This window comes from Geomonas terrae, assembly GCF_004791675.1.
Lineage (GTDB): Bacteria > Desulfobacterota > Desulfuromonadia > Geobacterales > Geobacteraceae > Geomonas > Geomonas edaphica.
Genome location: NZ_SRSC01000001.1, coordinates 304,962 through 328,891, shown reverse-complemented (window position 1 = coordinate 328,891; position 23,930 = coordinate 304,962). Strand labels below are relative to the sequence as shown.

The 23,930-nt window shown below is 62.0% G+C and carries 19 protein-coding genes; 14 read left to right on the top strand and 5 right to left on the bottom strand.

Annotation, left to right across the window (positions count from 1 at the left end):
- Window positions 1-87: 87 nt before the first annotated feature.
- The 12 genes from E4633_RS01430 to E4633_RS01375 all read left to right on the top strand — a co-directional run bounded on the left by E4633_RS01430 (window position 88) and on the right by E4633_RS01375 (window position 15,689).
- Window positions 88-1,497, top strand: coding sequence for a UDP-N-acetylmuramoyl-tripeptide--D-alanyl-D-alanine ligase (locus E4633_RS01430; protein WP_135868496.1), 1,410 nt, complete (start codon window positions 88-90; stop codon window positions 1,495-1,497).
- Complete coding sequence (mraY, locus tag E4633_RS01425; protein WP_135868495.1) at window positions 1,497-2,573, top strand: phospho-N-acetylmuramoyl-pentapeptide-transferase; 1,077 nt, start codon at window positions 1,497-1,499, stop codon at window positions 2,571-2,573. The genes E4633_RS01430 and mraY overlap by 1 nt, the downstream gene beginning before the upstream one ends.
- 23 nt (window positions 2,574-2,596) lie before the next feature.
- Entirely contained in the window at window positions 2,597-3,961 is a 1,365-nt protein-coding gene (gene murD, locus E4633_RS01420; RefSeq protein ID WP_135868494.1) for a UDP-N-acetylmuramoyl-L-alanine--D-glutamate ligase, read from the top strand.
- A gap of 32 nt (window positions 3,962-3,993) precedes the next feature.
- On the top strand, window positions 3,994-5,061 hold the full coding sequence (gene ftsW, locus E4633_RS01415) for a putative lipid II flippase FtsW (RefSeq protein ID WP_198419399.1): 1,068 nt from the start codon (window positions 3,994-3,996) through the stop codon (window positions 5,059-5,061).
- The gene (murG, locus tag E4633_RS01410) at window positions 5,058-6,137 is read left to right on the top strand and encodes an undecaprenyldiphospho-muramoylpentapeptide beta-N-acetylglucosaminyltransferase (protein WP_135868492.1); all 1,080 of its coding nucleotides are present in this window, start codon (window positions 5,058-5,060) and stop codon (window positions 6,135-6,137) included. Before ftsW ends, murG begins: the two co-directional genes overlap by 4 nt.
- A gap of 178 nt (window positions 6,138-6,315) precedes the next feature.
- On the top strand, window positions 6,316-7,701 hold the full coding sequence (gene murC / locus E4633_RS01405; protein ID WP_135868491.1) for a UDP-N-acetylmuramate--L-alanine ligase: 1,386 nt from the start codon (window positions 6,316-6,318) through the stop codon (window positions 7,699-7,701).
- Complete coding sequence (gene murB / locus E4633_RS01400) at window positions 7,698-8,603, top strand: UDP-N-acetylmuramate dehydrogenase (protein ID WP_135868490.1); 906 nt, start codon at window positions 7,698-7,700, stop codon at window positions 8,601-8,603. The genes murC and murB overlap by 4 nt, the downstream gene beginning before the upstream one ends.
- Before the next feature lie 24 nt (window positions 8,604-8,627).
- A complete protein-coding gene (locus E4633_RS01395; RefSeq protein ID WP_135868489.1) occupies window positions 8,628-9,545 on the top strand; it encodes a D-alanine--D-alanine ligase in 918 nt (305 codons plus the stop codon).
- Between the two features lie 88 nt (window positions 9,546-9,633).
- A complete protein-coding gene (locus E4633_RS01390) occupies window positions 9,634-10,458 on the top strand; it encodes a cell division protein FtsQ/DivIB (protein WP_135868488.1) in 825 nt (274 codons plus the stop codon).
- 15 nt (window positions 10,459-10,473) lie between these two features.
- Window positions 10,474-11,712 carry a cell division protein FtsA gene (ftsA, locus tag E4633_RS01385; protein ID WP_135868487.1) on the top strand — a complete coding sequence of 413 codons (1,239 nt, stop codon included), beginning with the start codon at window positions 10,474-10,476 and terminating at the stop codon, window positions 11,710-11,712.
- Window positions 11,713-11,823: 111 nt separating this feature from the next.
- Complete coding sequence (gene ftsZ, locus E4633_RS01380; RefSeq protein WP_135868486.1) at window positions 11,824-12,978, top strand: cell division protein FtsZ; 1,155 nt, start codon at window positions 11,824-11,826, stop codon at window positions 12,976-12,978.
- Window positions 12,979-13,583: 605 nt separating this feature from the next.
- On the top strand, window positions 13,584-15,689 hold the full coding sequence (locus E4633_RS01375) for a sensor histidine kinase (RefSeq protein WP_135868485.1): 2,106 nt from the start codon (window positions 13,584-13,586) through the stop codon (window positions 15,687-15,689).
- Here the strand turns inward: E4633_RS01375 and E4633_RS01370 are convergent.
- Window positions 15,686-18,826, bottom strand: coding sequence for a DNA polymerase III subunit alpha (locus tag E4633_RS01370; RefSeq protein ID WP_135868484.1), 3,141 nt, complete (start codon window positions 18,824-18,826; stop codon window positions 15,686-15,688). The two genes, E4633_RS01375 and E4633_RS01370, sit on opposite strands and share 4 nt — an antisense overlap.
- Before the next feature lie 88 nt (window positions 18,827-18,914).
- On the opposite strand from E4633_RS01370, the gene E4633_RS01365 reads away from it, so the two are divergent.
- Together E4633_RS01365 and E4633_RS01360 are read left to right on the top strand one after the other, a co-directional pair.
- Window positions 18,915-19,202, top strand: coding sequence for a BrnT family toxin (locus E4633_RS01365; RefSeq protein ID WP_135868483.1), 288 nt, complete (start codon window positions 18,915-18,917; stop codon window positions 19,200-19,202).
- Window positions 19,180-19,431 carry a BrnA antitoxin family protein gene (locus E4633_RS01360; RefSeq protein WP_135868482.1) on the top strand — a complete coding sequence of 84 codons (252 nt, stop codon included), beginning with the start codon at window positions 19,180-19,182 and terminating at the stop codon, window positions 19,429-19,431. The genes E4633_RS01365 and E4633_RS01360 overlap by 23 nt, the downstream gene beginning before the upstream one ends.
- A gap of 59 nt (window positions 19,432-19,490) precedes the next feature.
- Here the strand turns inward: E4633_RS01360 and E4633_RS01355 are convergent, their stop codons facing one another.
- From E4633_RS01355 to E4633_RS01340, 4 genes are all read right to left on the bottom strand, one after another.
- Window positions 19,491-20,741 carry a DNA polymerase Y family protein gene (locus E4633_RS01355; protein ID WP_135868481.1) on the bottom strand — a complete coding sequence of 417 codons (1,251 nt, stop codon included), beginning with the start codon at window positions 20,739-20,741 and terminating at the stop codon, window positions 19,491-19,493.
- A complete protein-coding gene (lexA, locus tag E4633_RS01350) occupies window positions 20,717-21,385 on the bottom strand; it encodes a transcriptional repressor LexA (RefSeq protein ID WP_135868480.1) in 669 nt (222 codons plus the stop codon). The genes E4633_RS01355 and lexA overlap by 25 nt, the downstream gene beginning before the upstream one ends.
- Before the next feature lie 257 nt (window positions 21,386-21,642).
- Window positions 21,643-22,809: a hypothetical protein gene (locus E4633_RS01345; protein WP_135868479.1), complete on the bottom strand. Its 1,167-nt coding sequence runs from the start codon at window positions 22,807-22,809 to the stop codon at window positions 21,643-21,645.
- On the bottom strand, window positions 22,806-23,909 hold the full coding sequence (locus E4633_RS01340) for a GNAT family N-acetyltransferase (protein WP_135868478.1): 1,104 nt from the start codon (window positions 23,907-23,909) through the stop codon (window positions 22,806-22,808). Before E4633_RS01340 ends, E4633_RS01345 begins: the two co-directional genes overlap by 4 nt.
- Window positions 23,910-23,930: the final 21 nt, after the last annotated feature.

The window sequence follows — 23,930 nt, the reverse complement described above, 5'->3', positions numbered from 1 at the left end:
GCAGGAACCGTAAGCCCTGAGCACCATTGGAAAAGGGGCGAATCAAGGGCGCATGACGCCCGGCAGTAAAAGGAAACCAGGATCCGGATGTCGATATTCACGCTGTATGAAATAGCCGAGGCAACCGGCGGCAGGCTGATCGGGGAGGGGGGCATGGACGTCTCCGCCGTCTCCACCGACTCGCGCAAGGTCGCTCCCTGCGAACTGTTCGTGCCGCTCGTAGGAGAGCGCTTCGACGGTCATGACTTCATAAATCCCGCCGCCGTCCGCGGCGTCACCGCTTTCCTCGCCTCCGAGGCGTGGCTCGCCGCTAACCCGCTTCCCGCCGGGTGCAGTGCGGTTGCCGTCAAGGACACCCTGCGCGCCCTGGGCGACATGGCCGCCTTCCACCGGCGCCGCTTCGATCTCAAGGTGGTCGCGGTTACCGGCAGTAACGGCAAGACGACCACCAAGGAGATGCTCGCCCGTATCCTCGCCCAGACCGGCCCCGGTCTCAGGACCGAGGGGAACCTGAACAACCTGATCGGTCTTCCGCTCACCCTGTTCCGCTTGACCGGCCGCGAACGCTGGGCCGTCGTCGAGATCGGCATGAGCGAGTTCGGCGAGATCGACCGCCTGGCTGAGATCGCCGACCCGCAGGTGGGGATCATCACCAACGCCTTTCCGGCGCACCTTGAGACCCTTGAAAGCGTCGAGGGGGTGGCGAAGGCCAAGGGTGAGCTTTTCCTGCGTCTGAAGCCCGGGAGCGTCGCGGTGTACAACGTGGACGATCCTCTCGTCTCCGCCTGCCCGACCCATCTCAACGTCACCCGGCTCACCTTCGGTCTCAGGGGGGCGGAAGTCTCCTCGGCCGAGATCAAGAGCCTCGGGAAGCTCGGGGAAAGCTTTACCCTGAGGCTCCCCGACGGCGAGCTGCCGGTGACCCTGAAGGCCTTCGGCCGCCACAACATCTACAACGCGCTTGCCGCGGCCGCTGCGGCGCACGCGCTCGGCGTTCCGGGCGAGGTGATCTGCCGTGGGCTCGAGGAGTTCACCCCCTACGACAAGCGTTTCCAGCTCGAGGATGTGGCCGGCGTCACCCTGATCGACGACAGCTACAACGCGAACCCCGCCTCCATGGCGGCGGCACTCACCACCCTGCATGAGCTTTCCGCGGGGGGAAGGTGCGCCGCAGTGCTTGGAGACATGCTGGAACTTGGGCTCGGCACCGAGGCGGCGCACCGCGAGTTGGGCGCCAAGGCCGCGGCGGCAGTGGAGCGCCTCTATCTGCTGGGCGAGCTTGCCGCCGAGATCAAGAAAGGTGCCCTCGAGGCCGGTCTTCCCGCCGAGCGCATTATGCATGCGCAAAGCCACGAGGAAATTGCCGGGGAGCTGCTCAGCTGGCTCGAGCCCGGCGACTGCGTCCTTTTCAAGGGGAGCCGCGGTATGAAGATGGAAAAGGTGGCGGCAGCGGTAAAACAGGCGCTGACACCCGCGACGCAAGGGGGGCATGACTGATGCTTTACCATCTGCTGTATCCGCTCGCCGCGGACTACCGGCTTTTCAACGTTTTCAAATACCTGACCTTCCGCACCATCTACGCCATGATCACCGCGCTGGTGCTTTCTTTCATCGTGGGGCCGTGGGTGGTCAGAAAACTCGAGGGGCTGCAGGCGCGCCAGGTGATCCGTACCGACGGCCCCGAATCGCACCTGAAGAAGCAGGGGACCCCCACCATGGGCGGGGTACTGATCCTCGTCTGTATCGTCGTCCCGACCCTCTTGTGGGCCGACCTCACCAACATCTTCATCTGGCTCACCCTGCTCATCCTTGGGGGGTACGGCGTGCTCGGCTTCGTCGACGACTACAAGAAAGTGGTCGAGAAAAACCCGAAGGGACTGTCGCCGCGCCAGAAGATGTTCTGGCAGGTGATCCTCGCAGGCGGCGTCGGCATCTTCCTCTACAACCTCCCCGGGTTCTCCACCGAAGTCTACTTCCCGTTCTTCAAGAGGCTGCACCCGGAACTGGGCATCCTGTACATCCCGTTCGTAGCCCTGGTCATCGTCGGCGCGAGTAACGCGGTGAACCTGACCGACGGACTCGACGGTCTCGCCATCGGTCCCGTCGCCATCAACGCGGCCACCTACCTCCTCTTCTGCTACATCGCAGGTAATGCACGGCTTTCCGGCTACCTGCAGATCCCGTACGTGCCGGGGGCAGGGGAACTCGCCGTTCTTTGCGGCGCCATGGTCGGCGCGGGGCTTGGCTTTCTTTGGTACAACGCCTATCCCGCCGAGGTCTTCATGGGGGATGTGGGCTCTCTCTCCCTGGGGGGGGCGCTCGGCACCCTGGCCGTCCTCACCAAGCAGGAGATCCTTCTCGTCATCGTCGGGGGGGTCTTCGTGGTCGAGGCGCTGTCGGTCATCTTCCAGGTGGGGTCGTACAAGTACCGCGGCAAGAGGATCTTCCGGATGGCCCCGATACACCACCACTTCGAACTGAAGGGGGTCGCCGAGCCGAAGATCATCGTCAGGTTCTGGATCATCACCATCATCCTCGCGCTGGTCGCCATCTCGACCCTGAAGATGCGCTAGCTTCCGGAGATAAAGAAGGTCATATGGATTTAAAGGACAAGAAAATACTGGTGGTAGGTCTCGCGAAGACCGGCGTCGCCGTGACGCGCTTCCTGGCCGAGGCGGGGGCGCAGGTGACCATCACCGACATGCGCGACGACGAGGCTTTAAAAGACGTCCTCGCCGAACTAGCCGACCTCGATCTCTGCCTGGAGCTTGGGCGTCACGTTCCCTACAGCTTCCTCATGGCCGACCTGGTTGTCGTTTCCCCCGGCGTCCCGATGGACATCAAGCCGCTCGAGATGGCGCGGGCCCAGAGGCGCCGCGTGGTCTCCGAGGTGGAGCTCGCCTCCTGGTTCATCAAGGCCCCGATGGTCGCCATCACCGGGACCAACGGCAAGACCACCACGACCACGCTGACCGGCGAGATCTTCAAGGGGTGCGGCTTCGACACCTTCGTCGGCGGTAACATCGGCAATCCGCTCATCGAGCTCGCCATGAGCGGCGCCGAGGTCGAGCGCGTCGTGGTCGAACTCTCCTCCTTCCAGCTCGAAGGGATCGAGAGCTTCCGCCCGCATGTGGCCGTCCTTTTGAACCTGACCGAAGACCACCTGGACCGCTACCACAGCTTTCAGGAGTACATCGACGCGAAACTGCGCATCTTCGAGAACCAGGGTGCCGACGACTATGCCGTCCTGAACATCGACGACCCGCTGGTCGCGGCATGCGCAGGGAAACTGAAGGCGAAACTCTTCCCGATGAGCCGCTTCCATGAGCTCGAGGAAGGTATCAGCTACCGCGACGGCTTCATCACCTTCGCCCACAACGGCAAGGTGCTCCGCTTCGGTACCGAAGGGTTCCGGCTGAAGGGCGTGCACAACCTCGACAACATCATGGCGGCCATGGCCTCCACGCTCCTCATGTGCTGCGACGGCGAGTGCGCCTACCAGACCGTGAAGAACTTCAAGGGGCTGCCGCACCGCATGGAGTTCGTCGAGGAAGTGAACGGCGTCGCCTACTACGAGGACAGCAAGGGGACCAACGTCGGGAGCGTGGTGAAATCGCTTGAGAGCTTTGACTCCGGCATCACCCTGATCGCCGGCGGCAAGGACAAGGGGGGCTCCTACGAGCCGCTCGCGAAACTCGTCTCGGAGCGGGTCAGCCACCTGGTGCTGATCGGCGAGGCGAAGGAGCGCATGAAGGAAGCACTCGGCCACCTGACCGACACCCGTTTCGCCGAGACCCTGGAGGAAGCGGTGGACATGGCGCACAGGCTGACCGAGCCCGGTGGCGTGGTGCTCTTCTCGCCTGCCTGTTCCAGTTTCGACATGTTCAAGAATTACGAGGAGCGCGCCAACTGCTTCAAGGCTGCGGTACGCGCGGCTAAAAAGGAGGAGACCGGGGCGTGAAGCGGCTGGAGGGGTACGACATCATCGTGCTTATGATGGCGGTGATCCTCACCTGTTTCGGTGTGGTCATGGTCTACTCCGCGTCTTCCGTGATGGCAGCCAAGAGGTTTCACGACGGCTTCTTCTTCCTCAAACGGCAGTCCCTCTACGCGCTGATCGGTTTCATCGGCATGGGGCTTGCCATGCACGTCGACTACCACGTCTGGAAGAAGTACGCCGTGCCGCTCTTTCTCGGCACCTTCGTGCTACTACTTCTGGTTTTCGTGCCGGGTATCGGCGGCACCGCCAAGGGGGCGTCGCGCTGGATCCGGCTTCCGGGCTTCAACTTCCAGCCCTCGGAGCTCGCCAAGGTGGCGCTCATCATGTACATGGCCTACTCGCTGGAGAAGCGCCAGGACAAGCTAAAGCAGTTCACCACCGGTTTTCTTCCCTACATGCTGATCCTGGGGATGTTCATCGTGGTCCTGCTCGCGCAGCACGACATGGGTGCCGCGCTCACCATGTTCGCGGTCGCCATCATGATGCTCTTCGCCGCGGGAACCAAGGTGCAGTACATCCTCGGGATGGGGCTCGTAGCACTTCCCGGCGTCTGCTACCTCGTCTTCACCAAGGCGTACCGGATGCGGCGCATCACCGCCTTTCTCGATCCATGGCAGGATCCGACCGACGCCGGCTTCCAGATCATCCAGAGCTGGCTCGCCCTCGGCACCGGCGGCTTCTTCGGGCAGGGACTAGGCGAAGGAAAACAGAAACTCTTCTACCTTCCCGAGGCGCACACCGACTTCATCCTCTCCGTGCTCGGCGAGGAAATGGGGTTCATCGGCGTGATCGTGATCGCGTCGATGTTCCTTTTGCTTGTGCAAAGAAGCATCCGTGTCGCCATCGCCGCCGAAGACAGCTTCGGGCGTTTCCTCGCCTTCGGCATCTCGGTGCTTTTGGGACTCGAGGCGTTCATCAACATGGCAGTCGTCACCGGCCTTCTCCCGACCAAGGGGATCGCGCTGCCGTTTTTAAGTTACGGCGGCAGTTCGCTGATCATCACGCTCTGCGCGGTCGGCGTGCTCCTTAACGTTTCCACCAGGACCAGGGGGGCGGTATGAGGCTGATCATCGCAGGAGGCGGCACCGGGGGGCATCTTTTCCCGGGGATAGCGGTGGCCGAGGAATTCCTCTCCCGCAGCCCGGAGAACGAGGTTCTCTTCGTCGGCACCGAGCGCGGCATCGAGGCGCGCCTTCTGCCGAAGCTCGGCTACAAACTGGAGCTCATCTCCGCAAGCGGCATGAAGGGGATGGGGACCGTCAAGAAGCTCATGAGCGCCGGGCGCCTGCTTTACGGCTACTCGCAGTCCAGAAAGATCCTGAAGGAGTTCCGTCCCGACATGGTGCTTGGGGTGGGAGGGTACGCGTCGGCCCCGATCCTTCTCGCCGCGAAGGGGATGGGGATCCGGCGTTTCATCCACGAGCAAAACGCGTTTCCGGGGCTCACCAACAAGGTTCTGAGCCGCATCGTGGACGGTATCTTCATCTCCATGGAGGAGGCGGCCGCGTTCTTCCCGAAGGGGATAACCCAGATGACCGGCAACCCGATCCGCAAGGAGATCCTCTGGGGCTTTCAGGAGCAGCGGGAGCGCGAGGCCGGCGACGCGTTCAGGATCCTCGTTTTCGGCGGTAGCGCCGGAGCGCAGCGGATCAACAGCGCCATGCTGGAGGCGCTTCCCTTCCTCGAGTCGGTGAAGCACAAGCTGCGCATCACGCACCAGACCGGCGACAAGGACGTAGCGCGGGTGCGCGAGGGGTATCAGGGGCAGGGCGTCCAGGCGCAGGTCCTCTCCTTCATCGACAACATGTCCGCGGCCTACGGGGCCGCCGACCTGGTCATCTGTCGGGCCGGGGCCACCACCATCGCCGAGGTGACCGCCTGCGGCAAGGGGTGCGTCTTCATCCCGTATCCGTACGCAGCCGACGACCACCAGAGGAAGAACGCCGAGTCGTTGGTGCACAAAGGCGCCGCGCGCATGGTCCTCGAGGAGGATCTTTCCGGCGAGCGGCTCGCGGCCGAGATAAGTGATCTTATGGAGCACCCGGAAAAGGTGGCCGAGTTGGAGAAAAACGCCCGCTTCCTGGCACAGCTGGACGCCGCCCAGGCGATCGTCGCGGCCATGACGGGGAAAGGCTAGAAGCCGTTCAACGTTCTGCGTTCAACGTTCGAGACGGGATGTCCCTCTGGCAGGCGACGCCGAAGCGGCATCACTTTGAATGACCACGTGAAGAACAGGCCGTCAGTAAGCGGCCGAACGAAGCAAATGAGTAAGGCGAACGTTGAACGCTGAACGTTGAACGCCTTTAGGAGTGAAAGTGTACGGAAAGATAGAGAGGATACATTTCGTCGGCATCGGCGGCATCGGCATGAGCGGCATCGCCGAGGTGCTCTTGAACCTGGGTTACAAGGTCTCCGGCTCCGACCTGAGAAGCTCGGACACGACACAGCGCCTTGAGAGCCTTGGCGGCGAGATCTTCATCGGTCACGCGGCCGAGAACGTAGCCCAGGCGGACGTCGTGGTCATCTCGAGCGCGGTGCACGAGGACAACCCCGAGGTTATCGAGGCGCACCTCAAACTGATCCCGGTCATCCCCCGCGCGGAGATGCTTGCGGAACTGATGCGCATGAAGTACGGCGTCGCAGTGGCTGGCACCCACGGCAAGACCACCACCACCTCGATGGTGGCGACCCTCCTTGCCAAGGGGGGGATCGACCCGACCATGGTGATCGGCGGCAGGCTCAACTCGCTCGGTAGCAACGCGCGCCTGGGGCAGGGACAGTTCCTCGTCGCCGAGGCAGACGAGTCCGACGGCTCCTTCCTGCTCCTCTCTCCGACCATCGCCGTCGTCACCAACATCGACGCCGATCACCTCGACTTCTACAGCGGCATCGAGGAGATCAAGGACACCTTCGTAGAGTTCATCAACAAGATCCCCTTCTACGGGCTCGCGGTCCTCTGCCTCGATAACGGCAACATCGCCGACGTCCTGCCGCGCGTGAAGAAACGCTTCACGAGCTACGGCCTGTCGGCCCAGGCCGATTTTCGCGCCACCGACGTGCGCCTCTCCGGGTTCTCCACGAGTTTCGTGGCGCACCACAAGGGGGTGAGGCTCGGGGAGATCACCTACTCGATGCCCGGCGCGCACAACGTGCTGAACGCGCTCGCATCCATCGCGGTCGCCATGGAACTCGACATCCCGTTCGAAACCATCCAGGAAGGGTTCAAGGCCTTCGGAGGGGTCGGGCGCCGCTTCTCGCTCAAGGGCGAGGTGAACTCAATCAAGGTGGTCGACGACTACGGCCATCACCCAACCGAGATCCGGGCGACGCTCGCCGCAGCCAAGGCCGGCTTCGCGGAGAACCGCCTGGTGGTCGTGTTCCAGCCGCACCGCTACTCGCGCACCAAAGAGCTCTTCGAGGACTTCGTCAAGGCGTTCCACGATGCCGACGTCCTGATCCTCACCGACATCTACGCGGCCGGCGAGGCCCCGATCGAAGGGGTGACCGCCGAGGCGCTTGCCGCGCGCGTGAGGCGCCACGGCCAGAAAGATGTCACCTGGATCTCGGACCGCGACAAACTCTGCACGCACCTGGAAGGCGTCCTCGCACCGGGCGACATCCTGCTCACGCTTGGCGCCGGCAGCGTCTGGCAGATCGGTGAGGCGATGCTGGAGCGTCTGAAGGCAACGGGGGACAAGTGACCTGGTCGCGCGCCGATCTGGAGCGGGTGGCGGAAAGGGTCCGCGGCAGCGTCCTGTGGGACGAGCCGATGTCCCGGCACAGCTCGCTCAGGGTGGGCGGGCCGGCCGACCTCTTCCTCGAACCCGCCGATCAGGATGACCTGAAAGCGGCAGTGGAGGCGCTCCTGGAAGGTGGGATCCCCTCCATGGTGGTTGGCGGCGGTTACAACCTGCTCGTGCGAGACGGCGGCATAAGGGGGTGCGTGATCTCCCTGAAACGCCTCGACACCATGGACCAGATGCCCGGAGCCCGACTCGATGTGGGTGCAGGCGTCACCAACCAGGCCCTTACCCGCTTCGCCGCGGAAAACTGCCTGGGAGGCATCGAGTTTCTCTGCGGCATCCCCGGGAGTTTCGGCGGTGCGCTCACCATGAACGCCGGTGCAAACGGCAGCGAGACCTTTTTACGGGTCGAGTCGCTGACCACGATGCGCGGCGGCGAGGTCCTGGTGAGAAAAGGGACCGAGGCGGAGTACGGCTACCGCTACCTGAAGCTTGAGCCGGGTGAGATCGTCCTCGGGGCGAGGCTCAGGCTGGAGCCGGAAGAGCGCCGTCTGATCGAGGCGCGCATGCAGGAGTACATCGCCAAGCGCGGCGGGCAGCGAGTCGGCTTTCCCAACGCGGGCTCCTTCTTCAAGAACCCTCCCGGCGAAAACGCCTGGCGCCTCATCGACCAGGCGGGGCTGCGCGGCAAGACGGTAGGCGGAGCGCAGGTCTCCGAGGTGCACACGAACTTCCTGGTGAACCGCGGCGACGCCCGGGCCGCCGACTTTCTCACCCTGGCCGCTTTCATAAAGCTCCGGGTCAAAGAGGAGAGCGGCGTCGAACTGGAAGAAGAAGTGAGGATCGTCGGCGAAGGGTAGCGAATAGGAAAAAGGAATCAGAGCATGACCATAGATGAGCTGAAAACCAAGAAGATCGCCGTGCTGCTGGGGGGGCTTTCCGCCGAGCGCGAGGTGTCCCTCAATAGCGGCAAGGCCGTGCTCGCATCCCTGCAACGTCAGGGGTACGACGCCGTCGGCATCGACGTCGGGCGCGACCTCGCCCAGCGCCTTGTAGAGGAGAAGGTGGAGCGTGCCTTCATCGCCCTGCATGGCCGCTTCGGAGAGGACGGCTCGGTCCAGGGGCTCCTCGAACTCATGGGCGTTCCCTACACGGGCTCCGGCGTGCTCGCCTCGGCGCTGGCCATCGACAAGGTCGCGGCCAAGGTGATGTTCGCAGCGGCGGGGCTCAAGCTTGCACCCTACCAGGTGCTGCGCCGCGGCGAGGAACTGAAGCTCGAGAACCCGCTTCCGGTCGTGGTGAAGCCCTCCAAGGAGGGGTCGTCGGTCGGCGTCAGCATCGTGAAAGAGCCCGGGCAGATGGAGAAGGCGCTGGAAGAGGCCTTCCGCTACGACGCAGAGATCCTGATCGAAGCGTTCATAAGCGGCAAAGAGGTCCAGGTCGGCATCCTGGACGGCCGTGCCATGGGCGCCATCGAGATCGTCCCGAAAAACGAGTTCTACGACTACGAGGCCAAGTACACCGACGGCGGCGCCGAACACATCCTCCCCGCCCGCCTGCCGGAGAGCGTCTACCAGGCGGTTTTAAAGGAAGGCGAGAAGGCGCACGCCGCTCTCGGGTGCGACTGCTACAGCCGCGTCGACTTCCTGGTGAACGAGAAGGGCGAGTGCTACCTCCTCGAGGTCAACACCCTGCCGGGGATGACCGATCTGAGCCTCTTGCCGGAGATCGCCCGCGGCTCCGGGATTGATTTTGACCAGTTGGTGACGCGCATCCTTCTCGCCGCGTCGCTCAAGATTTAGACGGAAAGATTGGGATTGAGATTCAGTCCCGTAAGCTTAAAGCCGTTGTCATGCAGTGTATTGAAATTAAATTCGAACGGTAATTGCCATGCGCGATCTTCACACCAAAAAACAGCGGATACCCAACAACAGGGTCAAGAAGCCGCCCAAGCAGCGCAAACCGATCAACTGGACTCCCATCCTCAAATGGCTCTCCAGGGGGATCGGCGCCACGGCCGTCTGCGCTATCGTCGGGTTCGGTGGCTGGAAGGCCTACGGGGTGGTATCCCGCACCACGCTCCTGCGTCTCGAAACGATCGAGGTCTCACAGCTTAAAAAGGTGAGCCGGGACGAGCTAATCACGTTGGCCGGGGTCCGCCCGGGCGACTCGATGCTCGGGCTCGACCTGAAGGCCGTCATGGCCCGCCTCGGGAAGAACCCCTGGCTGGAACAGATCCAGGTGCGCCGTTACTTCCCGCACACCCTCTCCATCACCGTTGCCGAGAGAACGCCGGTCGCGGTAGCCAACGTCGGCTGTCTCTACTACCTTGACGACAAGGGCGTTCTCTTCAAATCGCTGACCGAGGGCGACCGGCTCGATTACCCGCTCATAACCGGGATCACCGAGGAAGAGCTGGCTCAGGACCCGAAAGGGACCCAGGAGGCGCTCAAGAGCGCGCTGCAGCTCATCGGCACGCTCAAGTCCGGCAGCGTCTTCAGCCTCGCCGACATCTCCGAGATCCACTACAGCAGGGGGTACGGATTCACCCTCTTCACCATGCAGGGGGGGATCCCTGTGAAGCTCGGCAACGGTGAGTTCGGCGACAAGCTGGCGCGCCTGTCCCGCATCTACGGCGACCTGAAAACGCAGATGCAGGCTTTGGATTACATAGACCTCGATTACATCGACAAAATCATAGTTAAAAAAGTGTAGGAAAAGGGGGGGAGCATGTCTGCAACAAGAAGGGATAACCTGATCGTAGGCCTCGACATAGGCACAACCAAGATCTGCGCCATCGTCGGCAACGTCACCGAAGACGGCATCGACATCGTCGGTATCGGCACCAGTCCTTCCAAAGGGCTGAGAAAAGGTGTCGTGATCAACATCGAGAGCACCGTCTCCGCCATCAAGAAGGCGATCGAGGAGGCCGAGCTCATGGCGGGTTGCGAGATCAAGTCGGTCTACGCCGGTATCGCCGGCGGGCACATCAAGGGTTTCAACTCCCAGGGTGTCATCGCCATCAAGAACCGCGAGGTCTCTCCCGAGGACGTGAAGCGCGTGATCGAGGCAGCCAAGGCGATCGCCATCCCGATGGACCGCGAAGTGATCCACATCCTCCCCCAGGAATTCATCATCGACGACCAGGACGGCATCCGCGAGCCGCTCGGGATGAGCGGCGTCAGGCTCGAGGCGAAGGTGCATATCGTCACCGGCGCCGTGGCGAGCGCGCAGAACATCGTCAAGTCCTGTAACCGCGCCGGTCTCGAGGTCGCCGACATCGTCCTCGAACAGCTCTCCTCCTCCGAGGCGGTCCTTTCCGCGGACGAGAAGGAGCTCGGCGTAGCTCTCGTCGACATCGGCGGCGGCACCACCGACATCGCCATCTTCGTGGACGGCGCCATCAAGCACACCTCGGTGCTCTCCCTTGGCGGCAACCACCTGACCAACGACATCGCGGTAGGTCTCAGGACCCCGATGGCCGAGGCCGAGCGCATCAAGCAGAAGTACGGCTGCTGCCTCTCCTCCATGGTCGGCAAGGACGAGACCATCGAGGTGCCGAGTGTCGGCGGCAGAAAACCGCGCATCCTCTCCCGGCAGCTTCTGTGCGAGATCCTCGAACCCCGCGTCGAGGAAATCTTCACCCTGGTGAACCGCGAGATCGTGAAGAGCGGCCTCGAGGACATGATCGCCTCGGGCGTCGTCATCACCGGCGGCTCCACCATCCTCGAGGGGATGCCGGAGTTGGCCGAGCAGATCTTCAACCTCCCGGTGCGCCGCGGCCTGCCGCAGCGGATCGGCGGGCTCACAGACGTCGTGAATTCACCGGTTTACGCGACCGGCGTGGGCCTTGTCGTCTACGGCTCGAAGAACGTCGGGGTGCACGAATTCCCGACCCAGCAAAGCGACGAGACCGTCTTCCGCAGGGTGAGCCGCAGGATGAAGGACTGGTTCGGAGAATTCTTCTAAAAAAGCACAATATGTAGTGCTTTTGGGCTTCCATTCTCTACATAAACGTAGTATAAAACCGGCTAATATTTTAACGCCGCCGGGGGGCGCGCTAATAAAGGGGGGTAGTTCATGTTTCAGTTCGATGAAAGCATCGACCAGAGTGCGAAGATAAAGGTGATAGGCGTTGGTGGTTCCGGCGGGAACGCAGTCAACACCATGATGGCAGTGGGCGTCACCGGGGTCGACTTCATCGTTGCCAATACCGATGCCCAGGCGCTCAGGATGTCCAAGGCGCCGGTCAAGATACAGATCGGCACCCAGCTCACCAAGGGACTCGGGGCGGGGGCGAACCCGAACGTCGGCCGCGAGGCCGCCCTCGAGGACAAGGAGAAGGTGAACGAGGCCCTCAAAGGCGCGGACATGATCTTCGTCGCCGCGGGCATGGGCGGCGGCACCGGCACCGGCGCAGCCCCGATCATCGCCGAGATCGCTCGCGAGCAGGGCGCGCTCACCGTGGGTGTCGTGACCAAGCCGTTCACCCGCGAAGGGCGTCAGCGTCTCGCCAAGGGCGAGGACGGCATCAAGGAACTGAAGAAGCACGTCGACTCCCTGATCGTGATCCCCAACGACAGACTCCTCGGCCTTGCCGGCAAGTCCATGTCCATCCTCGACGCCTTCAAGCCCTCGGACGACGTGCTGCGCCAGGCGGTGCAGGGCATCTCCGACCTGATCACCCAGTCCGGTCTGATCAACGTCGACTTCGCCGACGTGAAATCGATCATGAGCGAGCGCGGCATGGCCATGATGGGCATCGGCCTTGGCAACGGCGAGAACCGTGCCGTCGACGCAGCCCTCAAGGCGATTTCCAGCCCCCTGCTTGAAGACATCGACATCTCCGGCGCTAAAGGCGTCCTGGTCAACATCTCCGGCTCCTCCGCCATGACCATGGACGAGTTCGACGCGGCCAGCAAGGTGATCCACGAGAAGGTGCACGAGGACGCCAACATCATCGTCGGTCTTGTCATCGACGAGACCCTGGGCGAGACCATCAAGGTCACCGCGATCGCCACCGGTTTCGGCGACCGTTTCGACCTCGACAAGGGGCGCCACGAGATGAAGAACGTGAGCTCGCTCGTGAAGCCGCAGCCCGAGATCAACCGCGAGATCCCGACCTTCATCCGTGAGAAGCATCAGCGCGAGACCGTGAGGCAGCAGCGCTCCTTCATGATGGACGACGAGGACCAGTACGATATCCCGACCTTCCTCAGGAAGTCCGTCGACTAGCTTCAGGCACAGCCAAGGCAATGAGGCCCGGCCCCCGCAAAGGGAGCCGGGCCTTTTTTCATCCGGAAATTCCGGGGAGCCACTGGGGTTACTCGTTCGTAGCAGAGAGCATGCCCTAACGTTCCCCCCTTTGCGAAGGGGGGACAGAGGGGATTTGCCTTGGTTGGACCAGGCAAGCACCTGTTGAAGCGGCCATAGTCAGGCAGACGCAAGGTGCCGAGCAACTGTCAATGTACCGTCTACGAATAGAGCTACTACTTGGAATGTGAGCGGCTGGGACTGCAGAGCAAAGAGCAAATCCCCCCCGTCCCCCCTTCGCAAAGGGGGGAGCGCGAGGTCAACTGTGGCGCTTCGTGAAAACACTTTTCTGCCGTCCCCTGAATTCCCGGATGAACCTTCGCAAAGGGGAGAGCGCTTGGGCACCCGCTGCGCTTCGTGGAGAAATTTTTCCGACTCCCCGGAATTCACAGATGAACGTCCGCGGGACTTTTAGCATCGACCAGCCCACTTTATCCTTAAGGATTCGATGTCTCGGCCGATGAAGCGAGAATGGCCTATAAGGAAATGTGATATAGGACTCGCCCGACCAGGAGTATTTGCAGTCAATGAGCGAACAGCCCCTCTACAACAGCAAGATCATCAGCATCTTCGTGACGCTGCTGAAGAAGAAGTACCCCAGCGTCGACGTGCGCGACATCCTGTGCTATGCAGGCATCACCGCATACGAACTGAGTGATGAGGGACACTGGCTCACCCAGACCCAGGTGGACCGCTTCCACGCCAGGATGACGCAGCTGGTCGGTACTGACATCGCCAGGGAAGGCGGGCGCTTTGCGACCTCAAAGGAGGCGCTCAGCGCGAGCGCCAAGTACACCCTCGGGCTCATCGGCCCCGGCAACACGCTCCTCGCTGCGGGTAAATGCGCGAGCCACTTCACCCGTTCCTCCCGCTTCGTCGGACGCAGGATCGCGGAAAACAAGGCGGAGATAACGGTCACCCCGTACGAGGGGGTCCAGGAGAAGCCGTACCAGTGCGAAAACCGCATCGGTTTCTTCGAGGCGATCGTCACCATGTTCGACTACGACATTCCCCTGGTCGAGCATCCGGAATGTATCTTCAATGGGGGGAACTGCTGCCGTTACGTGGTCACCTGGAAGAAGACGAGATTCGCGACCATACGCCGCGCGAGGAACATCATGGTTCCGCTCAGCCTCGCGGTGTACGCGCTGCTGCAGCATAGCTTCGGGATCGGGCACCTCCCCGAGGTGCTGGCCGGGATCGCCATCTCAGCCCTCGTCGCCTCATATGTCGCGGAGCGGCTCGAGAAGCAGGAGATCCTGGTTACCCTGGCGAACGTGAAGGAATCGACCGAGCGGGCCATCGAGCAGATCGGGATGAACTACAACAACGCCCGGATGGTCAACGAGGTCGGCCAGGCCTTGAGCAGGCAGACCCGCACCGACGAGGTGCTGCGTAACGTCATCGGGGTCATCGAAAAAAGGCTTTGCTATGACCGTGGCGTCATCATGCTGGCCGACGACCGCAAGTCGCGCCTCAGGTTCAGCACTGGGTTCGGCTATAGCGACAAGCAGCTCGAGGCGCTCCTCAACAAGTCTTTCGACCTCACCTCTCCTGGCTCACAAGGGGTCTTCGTGGCCTCCTTCAGGGATAAGGAAAGCAAGTTCGTCGGTGACTTCTCTGAATTGGAGCACCTGCATTCAGAGCAGAGCGTGGCCTTGTCCCGTGAGATGGAGGCGGAATCCTTCATCTGCTGTCCCATCGTCTGCGAAGGGGAGTCGCTGGGAATCATTGCCGTGGACAACAACACCTCGAAGCGCCCGCTCACGCACAGTGACCTGAGCCTTCTGACCGGCATCGCCCCGGTCATCGGCATGAGCCTTCGCAACGCCATCTATCTGGAGCGCGAGCAACGCATGGCGGAGCAGATCCGGCAGTCACAGAAGATGGAGTCGGTCGGGGTGCTGGCCGGCGGTATCGCCCACGACTTCAACAACCTGCTCACCGGCATGATGGGGTTTGTCACCCTGGCGCAGATGAAATTGGCTGAGGACGATGACGTCCAGCCTTTCCTGGAACAGGTGATGAGCGCAGCGGAAAAGGCCGCCTCGCTCACCCAGGGGCTCCTCGCCTTCAGCCGCAAACAGGTCAACCATCCCGAGCCGGTCAACCTGAACCAGGTTGTGGAAAACGTGCGCAAGCTGTTAAGCCGCCTGGTCACCAACAAGATCCGCATGAATTTCGAGCTCTGCGACGCGACGCTGCCGGTGGTTGCCGACTCGAGCCAGATCGACCAGTTGTTCACCAATCTCGCCAACAACGCCCGCGACGCCATGCCCGAGGGGGGAACCCTCACCATCAGCACCGGCTCCATGGATATCACGGAAGAATGGGTGTACGAGCACGGCTTCGGCGTCATCGGGTCGTACGCCGTGATAACGGTGACCGACACCGGGGTCGGCATGGACGAGGTGACGAAATCCCACGTGCTCGAACCCTTCTTCACCACCAAGGAGGTGGGGAAGGGGAGCGGGCTCGGGCTTGCCATCGTGTACGGCATCGTGAAGCAGCACGACGGCTATCTCGTCATCGACAGCAAGCCGGGCGAAGGGACTACCTTCAAGATCCTGCTGCCGCTCATAGGGGGCATCCCCGCGGGAATCGACGTCGGCGATCAGCCCGCCGCGCTCTAGCCGTTTTCCTCCAGGAAACCGACCCACTTCACCCTTAGCGTCGCCACGCCGAACTCCTCCTCCACGACCCCCTTCAGGAGATACGGACGCCGCTGCGAAAGTTTGCGGCAAAAACGGGCGTAGACGTCGGGGAAGAAGGTCGCGTCGAAGATGGCGGTGACGTCCTCGAAGGAGACGAACTCCATGGGACGCCCGTGCTTGTCCTCCACCATCTTTGTCGTGATCCACCATCCCACCATGGTCACCCATTTCCCCGAATGCTTGATGAGCTCCGCCGCCCTGATGGGGCGGTGCCGCTGCCACTGCGCCTTGTAGAGGGAAAGGGGGTGCCGGGAGGCGAGAAAGCCGAGCGCCTCCACCTCCTGCCGCAGCACCGTATCCGCATCGTAGGGAGGAGCCTTCGGGAGTGTCGTCTTCTGTTCGAAGAGAAGCGCCGTGTCCTGCTGCTGGAAATGGAGCAGCTCCCAGAGAAGTGCGGGGCGCCTTTCCAGACCTTCCAGCGCGTCGAAGCACCCCGCCTTTACGAGCCGCTCGGCATCGGCACGCTGCACGCCGCTTCGTCGCAGGAAATCGGCGAAGGAGGCGTAGCGTCCCCCCTCCTGCCTCTCCCCGAAGAGCCGCTTTGCCCCTTCCCGCGTAAACCCGTCGATCTGCATGAGGCCGATGCGCAGCGTCTTTTCCTTGCCCAGGTAGTGGTACTCGCTCTCGTTGATGTCCGGCGGCAGGATGGCGAGACCCAGGCGGCGCCCCTCCGAGATGTAGGCGAACGGGGAGTAGTATCCCCCCTGGTTGGAGATTACCGCCGCCATGAACTGGGCCGGATGGTTCGCCTTCATGTAGGCGGCCTTGGCGCTCAAAAGGGCGTAGCTTGCCGAGTGCGGCTTGCAGAAGGAGTAGCCTGCAAAGGAGAGGATCTGTTCCCAGATCGCCGCGAGGACCGTGGCGGAAACGCCCCGCTCCGTTCCCCCGGCGACGAATTTGGCCCGGAAATCGGCGAGCCGCTTCTCCTTGTGCTTCTTCGTGATCACCTTGCGCAGTTGGTCCCCTTCGCTGGCGGAAAAACCGGCGAGCTCCATGGCGATCTGCGTGATCTGCTCCTGGTAGATGGCGATCCCGAGCGTCTCCCCGAGAACCCCCTCCAGCAGCGGGTGCAGGTGCTGCCACTTTTTTCCCTGCATGCGCGCCACGTACTCCTGGATGAAACTGTTCGCCGCGGGCCTTATGATGGACGACGCCTGCACCAGCACCTCGAAGAGGTCGGCGTCGAAGGTCTCCGGCGGCGCCGTGGAGCTCCATATCTTGCGCAGCAGCAGGCGCACCGAGGGGGATTCCAGGTAAAAGCAGCCGATGGTGAGGCCGCGCCGCATGAGGCTCCGGGTGCGCTCGTCCTCGAGCGGCCGCCAGCTCGCGTAGTCTATCTCGACTCCCGTCTGCTCATTGACCGCCGCCATCGCGTCACGGATCACGGCGAGCGAACGATTCCCCAGGATGTCGATCTTTACGAGCCCGGCGTCCTCGGCCTGGTCCTTCTCCCACTGGATGACCGGCAGCCCCTTGTGCGAGATCTCCACCGGGACGTACCGGCGGATCTCATCCGGGACGATGATGAGCCCGCCGCAGTGCAGCGAAAGGTGGCGTAACTGGCCGTTCAGCCGCCTTGCCGTCGCCACGATCTCCAGCCAGTCCGGAGATAGGCTCTCACCCTGGAAGAGCGGGTGCTCCGACATGGCCGCCGCCGTCTGTTCCGGCCGCCAGAAGCCGGAGACGCGCTCGGTCATCTCCTTGATCTCGCAGTCCGGCAGGCCGTAGACCTTCGCCACCTCGCGCAGCGCCGATCTTCCCTTGAAACCCACCTGGTTCGCCACCATCGCCGCTCGCCGTGCCCCGTAACGGGCGAAGGCGAAATCGAGGATCGCGTCGCGCTCGTCCCACGGGAAGTCGACGTCGATGTCCGGGGGATCGCTGCGCCCCTCGTTCAGGAAGCGTTCGAAGAAGAGGTTGTGCCGGATCGGGTCGACGTGGGTGATGCCGAGGCAGTACGCGACGAGCGAAGCCGCCGCGCTGCCGCGTCCGCAGGTGCGCTGCGACTGTCCGGTGATCTCTTCGACGACGAGGAAGTAGTGCGCGAACCCCTTGTCCCGGATGATGGAGAGTTCCTTGTCGAGCCGGGCCTCCACCTTTTCGTCGATCGCGCCGTAGCGCCAGAGTGCGCCGGCGCGGGCGCGGGACTTGAGGGTCGCGAAGGCATCGTCGTTGTTGAGTTCCCGGAAGGCGGGGAAGATGGTCGTCGAGAAGTCCCACTCCCTGCGGCACATGGCGGCGATGCGTGCCGAGTTTTCCAGCGCCTGCGGGCAGTGCGGGAAGAAGTCCGCCATCTGCGTCGCGCCGTACAGGGCGTCCGCCTCCGAAGCCGTCCGGTCCGGCGCGAGCCTGGAGAGTTTCGTATTGAGGTGGATGGCCCGCAGCACGCGGTGCAGATGGAAGTCGTCCGGCCCATCCCCCCTCTCCCTCCGGGCCTTCGCCCACCGTAGGGCTTCGGTCCGCAGGTGGGAGAGGGGCGGGGTGAGGGCGTCGGCAGCTCTGAGAAATTCCTTGTCCCTGCCGAAATGTTCGTTATTTTCCCCTTCGATCCGTGTCGAGCGTACAAGCGCCCGTGCCGTAGCCACCGGCGGCAGCTCGAGATCCCGCGACAGTGCGAGCGCCCGGTGCATGTCGTGCCCCGGCGACAGCTCCGCGAAGAGCCGCTCGGTGTATGCCCCCTTGAGTGCGGCGAGCAGGCGCGCGTCGTCGCTCAGGACGATGACCCCGCGCCGGTATTGCAGGAGCGCCCGGCAGAGGTCGAATCCCTTTTCGCAGTGGAGGTCGGAGAGAAGACGCGAGATGTTGGCGTACCCCTCTTCGTCCGAGGCGAGCAGCACTGCGCGTGAATCTAGCGTCACCGCCTCCGTGCCGATGATGGGAGCGATCCCCGCCTCCCGTGCCGCGTCAAGGAAACGAGGCACGCCGTAGAGGCCGTTTCTGTCTGTGACGGCGAGGGTATCGAAGCCAAGGCGCGCCGCCTCGGCGCAAAGCGCCTCCGGCGCGAGCACACCCCAACCGGGGGAGAGGGAACTGTGTACGTGGAGATGGACGAACATCAGGTTAACTCACGTGAAGGGCATGTTTCAGCCATTTTATCTCTTCCAATTTGACAACGTCCTACATCTGTAGCTACAATCACCCAGCATGAACCTCGAATGGGACGATGCGAAAAACGAGTCAAACATCAGGAAGCACGGTTTCGATTTTGCCGATGCCAGGAGTGTCATTTTCGGTTCTCTGCCTTTTTACGCTCGTCTCGATATAAGAGTCGATTACGGCGAGGACCGGTGGCAAGGCATCGGGATGCTGGATGGCACCGTGGTGGTCGTCATCATTTTTACTGAGCCGAGAACAAACGTGGTTCGCATCATTTCCATGCGGAAGGGAACGAAAGAGGAGCGCAAGCTGTATGAAAAAAGAATCAAAAACTGACTGGCCGCGGATAAATGCGATGCGCGACGAGGACATTGACCTGAGTGAGTCGCCGGAGCTGAATGAGACATTTTTCAAAGACGCCGTCGTTTGGCCTGCGCAGAAGAAACAGATAACTTTGCGCCTTGATCCCGACGTGCTTGATTTTTTCAAGTCCCAGGGAAAGGGGTATCAGACTGCGATAAATAAGGTCCTGCGCCGTTACGTAGAAGCCCAAAAGCACCACTAAGTGAAGTAGTCCTCTGCGCCCTCCGTGGACCACTGTGTTCTCCGTGGTCCTGCTTCGATTTAATTTTTAGTCACCGTCATATACCTGTTCTGCTCCGGGTCCCAGGCTGGTGGCGCCTCGCTGGCGACGGTGACTTCCCGGTGCGCCGCGAGCCCCTTGCCCCAGCGCACCGCGTTCTTGCCGTGCTTTTCCCGCAAGAGGTCCAGCGTCTCCTGCAGGTCGCTCTCCCTTCTCGACACCTCGGCAGCCGCAGGCGCGAAGAGATCCATCTGCCCAGCCTCCCCGGCCACCTGGTCGCAGGACAGACGCAGCCCCTTCACCCTCTGCCGCCTCTTACAGGTGGAGAAGAAAAGCTCCTCCGCCGCGGTCATAAGCGCCAAGTCGAGAGCGGTGGCCGAGTGAAGGATCTTCTTACCCTGCTGCGTCACCCCGTCCGCGTACATCACCGAAAGCGTGATCTTGCGCGTCCCCTTGTTGAGCTGTCTGAGCCTCAGCCCGCACCCCTCCACGAGCCGCAAGAGTTCCGAGAGCAGGACCGCGTCGTCGTTCTCCTCCTGGTCGAGAAGCCCCTCCTCGATGATCTCCGTTGAAAGCCTGGGCGGCTGAACCGGAGAGCGGTCGATGCCGCAGGCCCGGTCGTGCAACAACGGAGCGAACGCTCCCACGGCCAGCCGCAACTGGGGCACCGACAACGCCGCCACCTGCTCGACCCGCTGCAGGTTCAGGTCCCGGAAAAGAAGTGTCTGTCGCGATTCCCCCACGCCTGGAAGCACCGACACCGGGAAGGGGGCGAGGAAGCTTTTCTCGGCGCCGTGAAAGACGTCGTAGACGCCGGGTTCCTGCATCACATCCGCGGCCACCCGCGAAACGAGCTTATTGCCACCCGCCCCGGCCATCGCCACGAGGCCTAGTCCTGTGGAAATCGACTTCTCCATGCGCGCCGCCACGTCGCGTGCCGGTCCGAAAAGCCGACGCGAAGCGGTCACGTCGAGGAAAACGCGTCCGGCACCAGGCTCGACGATCGGGGTGAACTCGGCGGAAAGCTCCGTTAGAGCATGGCTCCCCTTTGCCATCAGGTACGGGTCGGGGGCGATGACGATGAGCGAGGGACAGGACCTGCGCGCGTGGTAGATCGGCGTCCCCACGTGCACCCCTTCCGCCTCCGCCTCGGCAGAGATGCACTGCAAAAGCGCCCGTTCCGAGTTTAGCGGCGCCACCGCCACCGGACGGCCGCGCAGGTGCGCGTGCACCACCCTTGCGAGCGCGATGGGGAAGGCCGGAACCGTTATGTGGAGGATTTCCCGGTCCACTTGCGATAAAACCTCATCGAGCCCACCAGGATGCCCCTGATGTGAAACTCGTCCTCCTCCGTCACCGCGATAGGGCTCATCGCCGCATTGGCCGGCAGGAGTTGTATCGTGTTCCCCTTGCGCTGGTACTTCTTGATGGTGATCGAGCCGTTCACCTCTGCGATCACCGTCTGGCCGTTCTCGGCGACCGACTGCGGGTGCACCGCCACGTAGTCGCCGTCCATGATCCCCATCTCCACCATGGAATCCCCGCGCACCTCGTACACCACGTTACCCGGTCCCGCCATCGCCGAAGGGACCTCTATGGCGTCCGCCAGTTCGAAAGCGTGCACCGGCTTACCCGCCGCCACGATCCCCACCAGCGGCAGTTCCAGGAAGCTTACGTTTCCCCCCTGTGCGAAAGCCCCTACGGGAACAGCCCCTTCCTGTGCGAGTGTGGGATTTCCCGTCAACTGCAGCCCCCTTTTCGCATTCGACTGTCGTGCAAGGAGCCCGTGCCGTTCCAGGATGCGGAGGTAATGTTGCACCGTCCCGAGCGATTCGAAGCCGCACCCCTGAGCGATCTCCAGCTGGGAAGGCTGAAAGCCGTGCTCTTCGACGAAGCACAGTATGAAATCAAGAACCCTCTTCTGTTTAGGCGTCATTCCCACCTCCACCGCATCCTTTTCCAGTCCGATCAGGAAAGCGAGGATACTCGTAAGTTTTTCGTAAGTCAAGAGGCGAGCATGGGGGGAAGCGTGACGACGCGCGTCGTCGTCGATCGTTCTTCGTCGTGGTGGTGGTGGTGGAGTGTCGCCGCATTTGGTCGTCGTCTGGTGGTGGGTAAGAACATGTGAGAAGGACCTGCTAGAGGATATGAGACGATCCAAAGAGGCGCTGTGCTTGAGGGTCGATCCCGGGCTTAGTCCCCAAGACAATAAACTTCAATCTTTGTACTTCGTGGCTCGGGTAACAAAGAAATGGTTGTTACTGCATCATCTCCTGTTGTTTGACCCACAACTTTTGCCCCTCGAAAATGCCACCTTTTCGATTCTTCATCCCGTATTTTTATAGCTATTACGCCGGTAAAGCAGGGGAGCTTCGGTACCGCCCCGAGATCAATGACGACGCTATTCGACTCCTCCCTAAAATCAGCAAGGTAATACGCTGCCGCCTGACTCCAGCAGGCGGCAAGTTCTTCCGCCAGCATAAAATCGAGCCCGGCACCCTTTTCGATCAGGATATCCGCCCAGGCGTCCACTATCTCATCGTTGTGCTCCGGATCGGGATGCAGGATGTTGGCCCAATGGAGGGCGAGGATAGGATTGTCATCGCCCAAAAGTGGCGGCGCAGCTGCCACATCCCAGTTCGCCGGGGAAAGTCCCCTCTCGATGAGTCCAACGCCGCACTCCCAGGCGATGCGCGGGTGCTGAGGTTCGGTATGGAAGCGGGTCTTGCCGAAACGCGTCGTGACAAAATTGATGCCGAACGATTCGAGGATCGCCTGCATTGACGCCTGTCCGTTACCGAAGCTGTGGTGGAGGGCAGGTGGAATGAATAACCGCGGATAGTCCCCAAGCCCGTTCTGTGACAGGAGGTTAGCATAGGCCTCGAGATGGTGGCGGACCAGGGCAGCGGGGCGCATCTGCCCGCTTGCATCATGGAATTCCGTGCGAAGCATCTGCCCGTCCTGCCAAAACTCGTGACAGATACCGTGCAGGGCGATCTCAATAAACTGCCGATGGTCCTTCAGATACTGCGCAGTTTCAGCGAGCCAGGAACCCTGGTTGATGCGGTTGTCCCAACTTTTGCCCATCCAGGTGGCACCCGGCACATCTTTCAGGAAGTTCGTGCGATCCCACTCGCCCAGCACCAAGCCTATGGCGACCCGCATGGAAAGCCGTTTGGCAAGCCTGGTCAAGGCACGATAGTCGTCCAGGCAGTGTCGGCGGCAAAAACCGTTGCGAAAGGGTTCGTTCTGCGTCGAACCGTCGTATCCCTGCCACCAGCCGACATCCTCAATGACCAGGAAGATCGGTTGAGGCAGCGAAACCTCCGCGCCGCAAAGTGCCAGCCGCCTGCCGTTCACAGGCTGATCCAGCGCCTGAGCGCCGGTCCTTCTCTGAGGGAGTCTGAGAGGCTGACGCTCCTCCAGTTTTCCTGGGTGAGGCTTTCTCTTTCAGGCTGCCAGTGGCAGTCAGGCCGGGAATAGACATGCCAGATCAGAGGCTCCATCACCGCACCCCATTGAAGCTTGAAGCGGCAGGTCGGGGCATCCGGGCTCGACCTGCCGAAATCGAACCGTTCGCAATGCATCTGAACAGCAAAGTCGAGCATCGTGAAATAGAGCAGCATGTTTGGGCAAGCCGGCCTTTCCCGCCTAAGCGAGGAGGCCCAGGGGTTGAAGAATGTTGCGCCATGCTGCAAAAGGATCGCTGCGGCAACCGGGACTGCGGCCCGAAATATCACCACTACCTGCATGCTGCCGGGAAAATGGTCGGCCAGATGCTGAAAGAGGGCTGGGTCATGCACCGGAGAACCAAGGTCGCGCATATTTTCGGAAAATACCGCAAAGAAATCGGGCAACAGTTCACGCCCGCCTATCTCTGCCCGGCACCCTTCCCGCAGCGCTTTTCGTACCTGGTTCCGCACTTTGGAAGATAAATCAAGCCACAGTGCCCCGGGGGATGCGGGAAGCACCCGGGAAAGGCCGGTTTTAAAGGCATGGGCCACATGGTTTTGCCACTGTGCATTGCCGGCAGGAAAAGTGCTTTGCTCCGGATTTCCGGCTTGGCGAATCTCCAGATGGTAAGCACCCAGCTCCCGGGCCATGTGCAAGGCAGCGGAAACAAGTTGGCCGGCGGCCTCGCCATTCTCGGCAACCACACCCGCTGCATCGGTATATGGCAGAGAGATCAGTCGTTTTGCCGCATTAGGTGGAGAAAAAAGGATAAGCGGAAGGGCACCGATGATGTTTCCGGCGCCGTCTCTGGCCGCCAGACGAAAAACAGGCAGATCGTAGGTGACAGCCAGGGCCTCTGCCCAACCATAGCGATGAAAGAACAGGCCGCCGGGATTGTTGTCGATGTACGCATCCCAAACATCCTGCCGGCAGTCGTTAACAATCGTAGTCATATTCAGCACCACAAGCTCGTTATCTGTATTGTCGATAGCTCCTGCGCCAAACATTGGAACTATCGATTTGCCACT